The organism is Brucella thiophenivorans (assembly GCF_002252445.1).
Taxonomy (GTDB): Bacteria; Pseudomonadota; Alphaproteobacteria; order Rhizobiales; family Rhizobiaceae; genus Brucella; species Brucella thiophenivorans.
In genome coordinates, this window is sequence record NZ_NNRJ01000009.1 from 77294 (window position 1) to 89838 (window position 12545).

Here is a 12545-nt window from a genome sequence, read left to right on the forward strand (position 1 = left end):
TTAGAGCGCGTTTCGATCTGATTGAATCAGATCGGCCCTATAACCCATTTTATCTTGAGCATAATCTTATCGATCCTCGTTTCACTCTGGTCGGACTATGCTCTAAAAGCGGTGTTGCACTTTTCACCCCCCCAAAGCGCGAAATATTACCGAGACTGCATCTAATTTACCGGCCGATTTCCATTTAAGCCGCGCCATGAACATTGTTCAGCCTCCATTCATGTCGAAGCTATTAACTTGTTATTCATGATCGATGCTCCGCGCCAACGCGACCGGATGCATCGAAGAGATTACAGTTATGCGTTTAGAGCGCCATGCGTCCAACTGGACGCATAAAGACGCTCTAAATTGTTGAATCTACGCATCGCGCTTTCCAAAAATCGATTTCGATTGTTGGGCCGATGCCGTAAAGGAGCGGACAATGAACAAGTTACTCAAAGCGGCCATTTTGGGCGTTGCCTCCATTGCAGCCGTTTCAGCACCGCTAGCCGCCGCTTCGGCGGATTCCTGGGGGCGTCGTGGCTGGGATGGCGGCGGCTGGAACCGCGGCGGATGGGATCGTCCTTATTATCGTCACCGCGACCGTGACCGTACCGGAGATGCTGTTGCCGCTGGCGTTATCGGCCTTGCAGCAGGCGCATTGCTTGGCAGCGCACTCAGCCAACCACAGCCAACCTATGTGCAGCCAGCGCCCGTTTATGCACCACCACCTCCACCGCCTGCTTATTATCCTGCACCACCCGCACGCAGCGTGCAGTATCGTGCGGGTTATGAGCCCTGGAGCCGTGGATGGTATCAGTATTGCTCGGATCGCTATCGCTCGTTCAATGCGAATACCGGCACTTATCGTGGCTATGATGGTCGCGACCATTTCTGTTCTGCCAATTGATCAGACCATAAATACCGCAGAAGAAAAGCCGCCTCACCGGGCGGCTTTTTAGTTATACCATTTCAAAAATCAGGCATATCCAATGTCGTTTAGAAACGGATTATTGCGGCGTTCTTCACCAAAGCGCCCGCCTGTGCCGTGCCCGCACAAAAAGCCAATATCATCACCAAGCGGCAGAAGCTTTTCCTTGATCGAACGAATAAGCGCTGCGTGATCGCCACCCGGCAAATCGGTACGCCCGATCGACCCGTTGAACAAAACATCACCGACAATCGCGAAACGCGCTTCGGGATTGAAAAATACCACATGGCCGGGCGCATGGCCGGGGCAATGCAGCACATCGAATGTGTGGCCGGCAACCGTGACGGTATCGCCCTCTTCAAGCCAGCGATCCGGCGTCACATTCCGTACGCCTTCGGTCAGGCCATATTTAAGGCCGGTGGTCGCCAGATTATCGAGCAGAAACTTGTCGTCCTTGTGGGGGCCGATAATGTCGACGCCGAGATCTTCCTTGAGATCGAGGGCCGCACCCGCATGATCAATATGCCCATGCGTGATCCAGATGGCTTCCACATCGACGTTCTGTGAGGCAATTGCTTCCTTGATCCGATCAAAATCACCACCCGGATCAATGACCACACCCTTTTTCGTGTCACCGTCAAAGAGAATAGTGCAGTTCTGCTGAAATGGCGTCACAGGAACGATGATGGCTTGCAATTGTCCCATACAGAATACTCCATTCAGTCAGCAGAGTTAAAAAATGCGGCTAAAGCCGCAATACTTCAATTAATGCGATGCAAGAGTTTTTGCAAATAAAACGGGCAGCTTAAAGCCGCCCGTTTCTCCTCTCGCAAGAATTTTACATCGGTTGTCGTCCCCACAACCGCGCTATTCAACTGCTCTTACGCCTTGCTAGCCAATGAGTTTTTGATCAGTCCGACAATTGCCGTAAGCACGAGACCGCCCACGCCGCCGCCTGCCAACTGGCCAACCACACCATTAAGAACAGAATCCAGCCCGCCACCGGACAGCAGCGGAAGAAGCTGACCAAGGATAACGCCACCAATACCACCGGCAACAGTATTACCGGCAGTTCCAAGGCTCAGGTTTTTGACGGCACCAGCAATATTGCCACCGACTGCACCTGCAACAAGCTGAAGAATGATAGGCAGTAGAGATTCCATAATCGTCACCCCATCTGAGTTAAAAGCCGGAATAACGCGAATCCGACTTTAAAAGTCTTGGGCCGAAACTTTGGAATGTCAAACAATAAGCATTAACATAGTAAAAAAGCGGCCCGGAAGCCGCTTTTTTCTGTTTAAAACCTTGTCATTCAGCCACTCTTCGCTTGGGCTGAACTTCATTTGTATAATCGTTCATAAGAATATTCGTAATTTCGCCGGGCTTGAAATTGTATTTTCCAATTTCCGAAACCGGCGTCACTTCAGCAGCTGTTCCGCACAGGAAGCATTCCGTAAAGCTGTCCAGTTCTTCTGGCATAATTACGCGCTCGATAACTTCCAGACCACGACGCTTAGCAAGATCAATGATCGTGCGGCGCGTAATGCCATCAAGGAAGCAATCGGGCTTTGGTGTATGCAGCGCGCCATCCTTGACGAAGAAGACGTTGGCACCCGTCGCTTCCGCAACCTGTCCGCGCCAATCCAGCATCAGCGCATCAGCGTAGCCTTTGGCTTCAGCGGCATGTTTGGAAATGGTGCAGATCATATAAAGACCAGCGGCCTTAGAGCGCGAAGGTGCCGTGCGTGGGTCCGGACGGCAATATTCTGCAATGTCGAGACGAATGCCCTTCATCTTTTCTTCAGGCGAGAAATAGCTTGGCCACTGCCAAATGGCGATTGCAAGATGAATGCGATTGTTCTGCGCGGAAACGCCAAGCGATTCTGATCCACGCCACGCAATCGGCCGGACATATGCATCCTCAAACCCCTGCTTCTTAAGCAGTTCGCGGCAGGCATTGTCGATCTCTTCCACGCTATACGGAATTTCGAAGCCAAGAATTCGAGCTGATTCATGCAGACGCTCTGTATGCTCGGTCAGCTTAAAAATCTCGCCGCCATAAGCGCGCTCGCCCTCGAATACGGCACTTGCATAATGAAGACCATGGGTCAGCATATGCACTTTTGCATCCTTCCAGGAAACAAATTCGCCATCCTGCCAGATAAATCCGTCGCGTTGATCGAATGGAATCGCAGACATTTCACTTTTCCTCAAAGTTGGTTAGCGTTTTCCGCTAACCCGTTTGGCCCTGATGAGCCTTTCCCTAATCTCTTCTAGCTAATTTAATCGATATTTCCGACAATTACGGAAAATAACGCTCGCCATGATGCGGTACCGTCCTTATTGGACAGTATTACACGACAAACGGCGTAATTATCTCTCCTCCAACATGCGTCAGCGCAAACTTTATTCCAAAAAAGCCCACCTGTACTTCCCAAAAATTATCTTGGCGATTGAGTTATGTCAACAATGCTGACATATTTATCGCAACAAGACGGAGCTTCGACGTGAACTCGACGAATGATGTGAATTATCTGACCAGCCCTCTCACCTCGTTGGAGGCAGCCGATCTCAGCGTCATTGAGTTGCTGTTCTTTTCCTATCGCGATTTCACCGCCGACCCGGATCTGATCCTCGAAAAGATTGGCTTTGGCCGCGCCCATCACCGCGTGCTTTATTTTATCAACCGTAAGCCCGGCATGACAGTTGCAGAACTTCTGGATGTTCTGCGTATCACCAAGCAAAGCCTGTCGCGTGTTCTCAAGCAACTTATCGACACCGGACATGTCATCCAGGCCACAGGATTGGATGATCGGCGTCACCGTAGACTTTATCCGACAAAATCCGGCCGGCAACTCACGCTCTCCCTCGCTTTGCCACAGTCGCGCCGCATCGCTCGCGCATTGGAGCAATCCGGACCGGATGAACGGGAAGTGATCAAGCGTTTTCTCTATAATATGGTCAATCCTGAACGCCGCGCCCAGATCGATGATTTTGCTTCCACCGAGATAAATATGGAAGCGTCATAACCCCAGGCCGTGTAGACGGTTATTTTTCGGGCCTAGCCTTAGAAGGCTGGGGGTGAACACGTAACACGATAAGCCTTGCATAGACGTGCGGTCTTGCAGTGGCTAAGATGTGGTCTTTAATAAAAGACCACGAACAGGATGGGATCAGACGACGCCATGGCTGTAGAAGAGAAAAACCTATCGGATGACGCCCCGCATCTTCTCGTTGTCGATGACGACACGCGAATCCGCAGCCTCCTTTCGCAATATCTGACGACCAGTGGTTTTCGAGTGACCATGGCTGGCAGCGCTGCCGAAGCGCGCCGCAAGCTCGAAGGAATCGATTTCGACCTGTTGATCCTTGATGTAATGATGCCAGGCGAAACCGGCGTTTCGTTGACCCGTTCGCTGCGCGAGCACAAAACCGTCCCTATCCTGATGCTCACCGCATTGTCGGAAACCGACAGCCGCATCGACGGATTGTCGGCAGGTGCAGACGACTATCTGCCAAAGCCGTTCGATCCGCGTGAGCTGATCTTGCGCATCAATAATATCCTGCGTCGTGGTTCATCGCCCTCCCAGCCAAAAATCGAACAGATCGTCTTTGGACCCTATACTTTCTTTATTCCACGCCGCGAATTGAAGAAAGGAGCCGAGACGATCAAGCTCACAGATCGCGAACAGGACATTATGGCGATCTTTGCCGAGCGTGCTGGGGATACTATTCCTCGGCATGAGCTAACCGGACAGGATGGCGACGTTGGTGAGCGCACCATTGACGTGCAAATCAACCGTCTGCGCCGCAAGATCGAGCAAGACCCGGCAAATCCTGTATGGCTGCAAACCGTTCGCGGCATTGGCTACAAGCTGAGCATTGAATAGAAGCCAATATTAATAACGGAGCCTCGAAAATCTCAGAGTGTGCCCAAAACATGAAATTTGCAGAACCGTCTGGAGTATTCTGAGACGATGACGTCACTCTGGAAAACACTGACGCGGTGGTTTGCGCGCCGCATGCCAAAAGGGCTTTATGCGCGCTCGCTCATCATCATCATCGCGCCGATGGTGTTGCTTCAGTCGGTGATTGCCTATGTTTTCATGGAACGCCATTGGCAGATGGTAACGGAGCGGCTTTCAACGGCGGTTGTGCGCGATATTTCCGGCATCATAGACATTCTCGAAACCTATCCGCAGGAACCCGGCTACGATAATCTCATCCGCATTTCGCAGCAGCGGCTGGGGCTGAATATTTCAATTTTGCCGCCTGATCCGCTGCCACCGCCGGGACCAAAGCCATTCTTCGCTATTCTTGATTACTTCCTAAGCGAAGAAATTACCCGCCAGATCAACCGTCCATTTTGGGTGGATACGGTTGGCGATTCTGATCTTATCGAAATCCGCATCAAACTCGAAGACAAGGTTTTGCGCGTTTTTGCCCGCCGCAGTCAGGCCTATGCATCGAACACCGGCATATTCCTCACGTGGATGATTGGTACAGCACTTGTGCTGCTCATCATCGCGATTGCCTTCCTGCGCAACCAGATCAAGCCGATCCAGCAGCTTTCACAGGCCGCCGAAAGCTTTGGTAAAGGTCGCCCAATGCCGGAGGGCTTCCGACCCCATGGCGCAGAAGAAGTGCGGCGCGCTGGCATTGCCTTTATTCAGATGCGCTCGCGTATTGAGCGGCAGATTGAACAGCGCACCGCTATGCTTTCAGGCGTCAGCCACGATCTGCGTACAATCCTGACGCGCTTTAAGCTGCAATTGGCGCTTACCGGAAATGCTATCGACACCGAGCCGCTCAATCAGGACATTGCTGACATGCAAACCATGCTTGAAGGCTATCTGGCTTTTGCGCGTGGCGAAGGTGCGGAGGAGGCAGCAGCCTATGACATGCGGCTTCTTTGCGACAAGCTCGCCAATGAAGCCCGGCTGCGCGAACGTGGCTTTAAATATTCCATTGAAGGCGATAGCGAGGTTCACGTCCGTCCCAATGCCTTCTCCCGCCTTGTCAGCAACCTGGTGTCCAATGCATTCCGTCATGCGCAGAATGTAGAGCTTGCACTTACTCATGAGGATAGCTGGTTGAAAATCGTTGTCGATGATGACGGCCCCGGCATTCCGGAAGACCGCCGCGAAGACGTTTTCAAACCCTTCGTGCGGCTTGACGAAGCACGCACACAAGACTCAGGCGGCACAGGTGGCCTTGGTCTTGCCATTGCGCGTGATATTGCAAGAAGCCACGGCGGGGATATTGAACTTGAAGATGCCCCGATGGGTGGCCTGAGAGCCATTATCCGTATTCCGGCATAGCAGATCCCGAAAAGTGTGAAGCTGTTTTCGGAAAAGATTCGCGTTAAACAAAGTGTTAGAGCGCGTATCTGATTAAATTAAATCAAACGAGCTCTAACCTCTGTTGAGTGCCTGCGCTGCCATATAACCAAGCGCTGTGGCCGCAAAACACACAACCAGCGAAATGCTAACATTCATCAATGCGCGTCCCGGCATATCAAGCCGCAGTAAATCAACTGTCTGCATGCTGAATGAGGAAAAAGTTGTGAAGCCGCCGCAGATACCGACCATGAAGGCAATGCGCCAGATTTCAGGCAGTTCAAATCGGCTGGAAGCAATCGTCAGCGCGCTGAAAAAGGCGATTGCGAATGATCCGATAATGTTGACGACAATTGTGCTCCACGGCAGATCGCGACTGATCGGTGCAAGCCAGATTGAAAACCAGTAGCGCAATACGCTTCCAATCGCGCCACCCAGCGCCACGGCAATCGTCGCCTGCATTGTTCAAACCATCCATCGGTTGCTTGAAATGACCAGTCACACAGCGCATCTATCGGATAAAAGATCAGAATAGTTTGACGCCATCCTGAACTTTTTTGTCAATTGCAGCGAGAACAACTTCGCCATTCTCATCAGGGAAACCAAGGGTGAGAACTTCGGACATGAAAGGTCCGATCTGGCGCGGTGGAAAATTGACCACCGCCAGCACCTGCCGACCAACCAGATCATCCGGCTGATAATGCGTGGTGATTTGCGCCGAAGATTTCTTGATGCCGATCTTGTCGCCAAAATCGATTTTTAGCTTGAAAGCAGGCTTACGGGCTTCGGGAAATGGCACCGCTTCCACAATCGTTCCGGTGCGAATATCGACTTTCTCGAAATCAGCCCAGCTAATTGTTTGCGTCTCACTCATTTAAAGCCCCCCCCCAAAAAAGTGTGTCTCGACGAACCCGCCGAGACCTAATTCTTATGCGCGTCCGACCGTCTCGAACAAAACGCTTTCCAGCGCCTCGCGCGCGGTGACGCCCGACCAGACAACGAACTGGAAGGCCTGAAAATAGCTTTCGCACGCTTCAAGCGCCGCCGACAACAGCACTTCAACTTGACGGCTGGTTGGCTCTGCACCACCGGCCAGCAGCAACGACTGGCGATACATGATCGCCCCTTCCTGCTGCCACAGGTCGAAATGGCCCATCAGAAGTTTTTCATTAATCAGCGACAGCAACCGCATCACTTCATTGACGCGTGGCTCTGCAACCTTGATGTCGAAGGCGCAAGCCAAATGCAGGGCTTCAAAGTCCTCCATCCAGGAGAACGAGATGTGGTAGTCGGTCCAGTTACCCGCCACCGAAATTGCAATTTCGTCGTCGCCAGTCCGCTCGAACGTCCAGTCGTTTGAATTCGCAACATGCTCGATTACATCCACAGGATGCGCCTCGCGTGCAAATTCAAGCTCAAGAAGGCTCATGTCCATTTCCTGTTCTGGGAAGTAGCCGCAAAGACACTTCCAAATTCCCGGCGCGCAAGTCACTGCTCGCCCGCGCCTCGCCCCGCACAAGACCAAGTGCAGAAAAAAGACACGAATTGATCGGTCGAGGAATCGACATGCTTTAAAAACATGCAACGCCTCAATGGCACACGCACATACGCAACTGATACTGGAAAGCAGCCTGAAGACGCGAAAACTAAAACTACAGCCCCTCGCCGCTGCCTACATGACCACATTACGAATCATGTAGTGTTTTCAGTCTATTGATGCTGAATCTGAACGCCAGCCCCTTTTATAAAAAGAGGCATTAAAGCATGTGGAAATATGACTGGGACGGACCGCGACCCTTGCCTTAAGCGACTCTAAGACAAGGGTTTTTGGCACTTACGGCCTGTTAATAAAAAATTATGAATTATCTTTGGATTTCGCTGCCTGAGTAGAGGTTTTTGCCGTTTTTGCAGTCGAATCAACTTCAAATTTAGCAAGACGCGCTTCAAGTGTTTCGATTTTAACAAGCAGAGCAGCATTTTCAGCGCGTGCTTTGATGGCCATTTCACGCACCGCTTCGAAGTCTTCGCGCTGCACAACATCGAGCGTATTGAGCACGCGCTCGCTCTGCGAACGCAAAGCGGTTTCTACTTCGCGACGCACGCCCTGGGCAGCGCCTGCTGCATCAGTCACAAGCTTGGCGAGTTCATCGAGAACCCGGTTTGATCCGCTGGTCATGGCATTCTTTCCTATCTTCGATACGGTCTTGTTGAAAACCTCAATTGGAAATAGGGCTGTCTCGGTTCTGATGCAAGTGAAGCTGTATAAACGTGATGACTTGACCACTCAGATAACGTCGCGCATGTTCCGCCGGAAAATGGAGTTCCTTTATGTTAGAGACTGTAGCGCCGACATCTGGCCTGGCTTTTCCAAATATCGATCCAATCATATTCTCGATCGGCCCGTTTGCGGTTCACTGGTACGGGCTGGGCTATGTCATCGGTATCATGTTTGCATGGTGGTATGGCAAGAAACTCCTGCGCAATCATCGTCTGTGGCGCGACAACCAGCCGCCAATGCAGCCAGAAGCGCTTGATGACTTTGTTATCTGGGCAGCGCTCGGCGTGGTGCTTGGCGGGCGCCTTGGCTATGTGCTCTTCTATAATTCCTCCTATTATCTCGCCAATCCGCTGGCTATTCCGGCTGTGTGGGATGGCGGCATGTCGTTTCATGGCGGTATTCTCGGTACAACTCTTGCAATGATCTTCTTTGCGCACTCGCGTGGCATCAAGGTCTGGAGCCTATTCGACACGGTTGCAGCCGGCGTTCCGGTCGGGCTTGGCGTTGTTCGTGTGGCCAATTTCATCAATCAGGAATTGTGGGGCCGCGTCAGCGATGTGCCATGGGCTGTCAACTTCCCCAATGGTGGCCCACTGCCCCGTCATCCAAGCCAACTCTATGAAGCTTTCCTCGAAGGTCTGGTGCTGTTCTTCGTGCTATTCCTGCTGGTCTGGGTAGGCAAAAAGCTGAAAAAGCCCGGCTTTATCGCAGGTGCTTTCGTCACCGGCTATGGTCTTAGCCGTATCGTGGTTGAGTTCTTCCGCGAACCCGATGCACAACTTGGCTATCTTTTCGGCGGCTGGCTTACCATGGGCATGGTGCTTTCGGTGCCGATGGTGCTGATCGGCCTATGGGCGATGTTGCGCGCAAGCCGGGCCGCAGCAAAAAATGCCTGATACAACACTGAAAGACCGTCTGAAACGACTGATCGGCACAACGGGGCCGATCAGCGTTGCTGACTATATGGCTGCATGCCTCGGTGATCGGGATTCTGGATATTACACCACCCGCGAACCCTTTGGACGTGAAGGCGATTTCATCACCGCTCCCGAGGTAAGCCAGATGTTTGGAGAACTGATCGGCATATGGTGTGTCGGCATATGGGAAGGCCTCGGACGCCCAACCAATGCAGTGCTTAGCGAAATCGGCCCCGGACGCGGAACGCTGATGAGCGACATGCTGCGCACGATAGCAAAGCTTGCACCGCAAATGTCTGGCTCAATGCGTGTTGCCATGGTTGAGACCAGCCCAAGGCTGATCGAAAAGCAAAGGCAGAAGCTCGACCATGCCAATATAGAATGGTTCGAGAGCTTCACCGATATTCCTGACGGTCCGCTGATCCTCGTTTCCAACGAATTGTTCGATGCAATTCCTTTCAGGCAATTCGTAAAAGCAAATGGTCGCTTTGTCGAACGTCTGATCTCGCTTGATGAACACGACGAGTTTCAATTCGTCAGTGGCGCAGGCGGCATCGATGAAGCGCTTCTGCCTGATGGTCATAAGCTTGCGCCTGAAGGCACGATCTTTGAAGCAGCCCCTGCCCGCACGGCACTGATGCAGGAAATTGCCCAGCGCATAGCTGCAACACGCGGCGCGGCCCTTTCAATCGACTACGGGCACCTCAAATCGGGCTTTGGCGACACGCTTCAAGCCATGCTCAAACATGCCTATGACGATGTGTTTGCGCATCCGGGAGAAGCAGACATCACCAGCCATGTCGATTTTGACATGCTGGAAAAGGCCGCACACAATTGTGGCTGCAAGACAGGCAGCATGACGCAGGGCGATTTTCTGCTATCTATGGGGCTGATCGACCGCGCGGGGCGGCTCGGCACCGGCCGAGATACCGCATTTCAGGATGAAATCCGCAGCGATGTCGAACGACTGGCATCGCCCGATCAGATGGGAGCGCTGTTCAAAGCCCTCGCGATTAGCGATCCGGCAACACCAATCTTCCCGTTCAAAAGCTCCTGACGAAAACCCCTGTCAAAAAGCTACGATTGACAAGCAATCAAGCCTCCCCCACCATCCAGCCGTTTGAAAAGAGAAAGCCAATGACCGACAAGCCGCAACCGCTCCGCTCCTCTTTGCTGGATGGCCCTGTGGGTACAAACGGCAAGCGCATTGCGCATGGCTTTTTCACGCGCAAGGGCGGCGTTTCCGATGGCATCTACGCGGGTCTGAATGTCGGCAGTGGCTCCAATGATGTGCCGGAACTGGTAAGCGAGAACCGCCGCCGTGTTGCAGAAACGCTCGGGGTTGCATCCGATCATCTCATCACCGTGCATCAGGTTCATTCGCCAGACGTTGTTTACGTCACCGAACCGCTCTCAACACCGCGTCCAAAAGCCGATGCAATGGTCACCGATGTGCCGGGTATTGCCCTCGGTGCCCTGTCGGCTGACTGCGGCCCGGTTCTTTTTGCCGATCATGAAGCAGGTGTTATCGGCTCGGCCCATGCTGGCTGGCGCGGCGCGTTCACTGGTGTTCTCGAAAACACAATCGAAGCGATGATTAAACTTGGCGCAAGCCGCGAAAACATCATCGCGGTTCTTGGCCCCACAATCGGCCCTGACAACTACGAAGTGGGCCCAGAATTCTATACCGAATTCACGTCAAAAGACGCGTCTTATGCCAGATATTTTCAGCCTTCAGACAAAGAAGCACACAAACTATTTGATCTGTGGACCTTCATCACAGATCGTCTGAACGCTGCAGGTGTCAAAGCAGAAGCGCTTCGCCAATGCACCTATGCCGATGAGGACCAGTTCTATTCCTATCGGCGCACGACACATCGCAATGAGCCTGATTACGGTCGCCAGATCGCGGCCATCGCTATCATCAAAGATTAGGAGAACCCGCATGGCCCTTCACTTCGAGCCGGAAGAATTCGCTGCGCGCCGTGACCGTCTGATCTTGAAGATGGAAGAAGAAAAGCTGGATGCTCTGCTGCTGTTTGCGCAGGAAAGCATGTACTGGCTGACCGGCTATGACACATTCGGGTTCTGCTTTTTCCAGTGTCTTGTGGTGAAGGCCGATGGCTCCACCGTTTTGATGACGCGCTCCGCTGATCTCAGACAAGCGCGGCACACGTCCAATATCGAAAATATTGTCGTCTGGACAGACCGTGATAATGCAAACCCGGCTATTGATCTGCGCAATATTCTGACCGAGCTGGACCTTCTGGGCATGCGCATCGGCATCGAATATCAGACACATGGCCTGACCGGTGCCAATGCCCGCAGGCTCGATGAACAATTGCAGAGCTTTGCCAAGCTTTACGATGCATCCGGCATGGTCGACCGTCTGCGCCTTCTCAAAAGCCCCGCCGAAATTATCTATACGCAGCGCGCAGCGAAACTGGGCGACGATGCGCTGGATGCAGCACTCAAACTCACCAAGGCAGGCGCCAGCGAAGCCGATATTCTGGCAGCGATGATGAGTGCCAATTTTGCAGGCGACGGCGATTATCCCGCCAATGAATATATCATCGGCTCTGGACCGGACGCGCTTTTATGCCGTTACAAAGCAGGTCGCCGCACGCTTTTGACCAATGACCAGCTCACGCTCGAATGGTCTGGCGTTTTCCGCCACTATCATGCGCCCATGATGCGAACGGTCATTATCGGCCAGCCACGGCCCGAACATATGAAACTCTATGATGCAGCACGCGAAGCACTGGAAGCTGTTGAAACAGCTATGACACCGGCCTCGACCTTTGGCGATGTGTTTGACGCGCATTCACGCACGATGGAAGCCCACGGCCTGACCCGCCATCGTCTGAACGCCTGTGGCTATTCGGTCGGCGCGCGCTTCACGCCGTCATGGATGGACCCGCAAATGTTTTATTCCGGCAATCCCGAAAGCATTCAGCCCGACATGACGCTGTTTGCGCATATGATCATCATGGATTCAGATAACGAAACAGCCATGACGCTGGGCCAGACTTATCTCACCACAAATGGCGCTGCGCGTGCTCTGTCCCGGTATTCGCTGGACATTATTGTCAAGTGAGCCA

The 12545-nt window shown here is 52.8% G+C and carries 15 protein-coding genes; 8 read left to right on the forward strand and 7 right to left on the reverse strand.

Features of this window, described 5'->3' with window-relative positions:
- Positions 1-421 precede the first annotated feature (421 nt).
- Positions 422-889, forward strand: a complete 468-nt coding sequence (locus CEV31_RS01980; protein WP_094505222.1) for a BA14K family protein — start codon at positions 422-424, stop codon at positions 887-889.
- Between the two features lie 69 nt (positions 890-958).
- Here the strand turns inward: CEV31_RS01980 and CEV31_RS01985 are convergent, their stop codons facing one another.
- From CEV31_RS01985 to CEV31_RS01995, 3 genes are all read right to left on the reverse strand, one after another.
- Complete coding sequence (locus CEV31_RS01985) at positions 959-1615, reverse strand: MBL fold metallo-hydrolase (protein ID WP_094505223.1); 657 nt, start codon at positions 1613-1615, stop codon at positions 959-961.
- Positions 1616-1791: 176 nt separating this feature from the next.
- Positions 1792-2073 (reverse strand): hypothetical protein, encoded by a 282-nt coding sequence (locus CEV31_RS01990; RefSeq protein ID WP_094505224.1) that lies wholly within the window; start codon positions 2071-2073, stop codon positions 1792-1794.
- Positions 2074-2218: 145 nt separating this feature from the next.
- On the reverse strand, positions 2219-3109 hold the full coding sequence (locus CEV31_RS01995; protein ID WP_094505225.1) for a branched-chain amino acid aminotransferase: 891 nt from the start codon (positions 3107-3109) through the stop codon (positions 2219-2221).
- A 308-nt stretch (positions 3110-3417) separates the two neighbouring features.
- On the opposite strand from CEV31_RS01995, the gene CEV31_RS02000 reads away from it, so the two are divergent.
- From CEV31_RS02000 to CEV31_RS02010, 3 genes are all read left to right on the forward strand, one after another.
- Positions 3418-3939 (forward strand): MarR family winged helix-turn-helix transcriptional regulator, encoded by a 522-nt coding sequence (locus CEV31_RS02000; protein WP_094505293.1) that lies wholly within the window; start codon positions 3418-3420, stop codon positions 3937-3939.
- A 138-nt stretch (positions 3940-4077) separates the two neighbouring features.
- The gene (locus CEV31_RS02005; RefSeq protein WP_094505226.1) at positions 4078-4800 is read left to right on the forward strand and encodes a response regulator; all 723 of its coding nucleotides are present in this window, start codon (positions 4078-4080) and stop codon (positions 4798-4800) included.
- A gap of 87 nt (positions 4801-4887) precedes the next feature.
- The gene (locus CEV31_RS02010; RefSeq protein ID WP_094505227.1) at positions 4888-6231 is read left to right on the forward strand and encodes an ATP-binding protein; all 1344 of its coding nucleotides are present in this window, start codon (positions 4888-4890) and stop codon (positions 6229-6231) included.
- Between the two features lie 93 nt (positions 6232-6324).
- Here the strand turns inward: CEV31_RS02010 and crcB are convergent, their stop codons facing one another.
- The 4 genes from crcB to CEV31_RS02030 all read right to left on the reverse strand — a co-directional run bounded on the left by crcB (position 6325) and on the right by CEV31_RS02030 (position 8425).
- On the reverse strand, positions 6325-6711 hold the full coding sequence (crcB, locus tag CEV31_RS02015) for a fluoride efflux transporter CrcB (protein WP_094505228.1): 387 nt from the start codon (positions 6709-6711) through the stop codon (positions 6325-6327).
- A 64-nt stretch (positions 6712-6775) separates the two neighbouring features.
- Entirely contained in the window at positions 6776-7123 is a 348-nt protein-coding gene (locus tag CEV31_RS02020; protein ID WP_094505229.1) for a tRNA-binding protein, read from the reverse strand.
- A 54-nt stretch (positions 7124-7177) separates the two neighbouring features.
- Positions 7178-7678 carry a type III secretion system chaperone family protein gene (locus tag CEV31_RS02025; protein ID WP_094505294.1) on the reverse strand — a complete coding sequence of 167 codons (501 nt, stop codon included), beginning with the start codon at positions 7676-7678 and terminating at the stop codon, positions 7178-7180.
- Positions 7679-8104: 426 nt separating this feature from the next.
- Complete coding sequence (locus CEV31_RS02030; RefSeq protein WP_094505230.1) at positions 8105-8425, reverse strand: accessory factor UbiK family protein; 321 nt, start codon at positions 8423-8425, stop codon at positions 8105-8107.
- A gap of 152 nt (positions 8426-8577) precedes the next feature.
- Here CEV31_RS02030 and lgt point away from each other — a divergent pair, with 152 nt between their 5' ends.
- The 4 genes from lgt to CEV31_RS02050 all read left to right on the forward strand — a co-directional run bounded on the left by lgt (position 8578) and on the right by CEV31_RS02050 (position 12541).
- Entirely contained in the window at positions 8578-9423 is an 846-nt protein-coding gene (lgt, locus tag CEV31_RS02035; RefSeq protein WP_094505231.1) for a prolipoprotein diacylglyceryl transferase, read from the forward strand.
- The gene (locus CEV31_RS02040) at positions 9416-10501 is read left to right on the forward strand and encodes a class I SAM-dependent methyltransferase (protein WP_094505232.1); all 1086 of its coding nucleotides are present in this window, start codon (positions 9416-9418) and stop codon (positions 10499-10501) included. Before lgt ends, CEV31_RS02040 begins: the two co-directional genes overlap by 8 nt.
- A gap of 80 nt (positions 10502-10581) precedes the next feature.
- Positions 10582-11379 carry a peptidoglycan editing factor PgeF gene (gene pgeF / locus CEV31_RS02045; protein WP_094505233.1) on the forward strand — a complete coding sequence of 266 codons (798 nt, stop codon included), beginning with the start codon at positions 10582-10584 and terminating at the stop codon, positions 11377-11379.
- Positions 11380-11389: 10 nt separating this feature from the next.
- Positions 11390-12541: a M24 family metallopeptidase gene (locus CEV31_RS02050; protein ID WP_094505234.1), complete on the forward strand. Its 1152-nt coding sequence runs from the start codon at positions 11390-11392 to the stop codon at positions 12539-12541.
- The last annotated feature ends 4 nt before the right edge of the window (positions 12542-12545 follow it).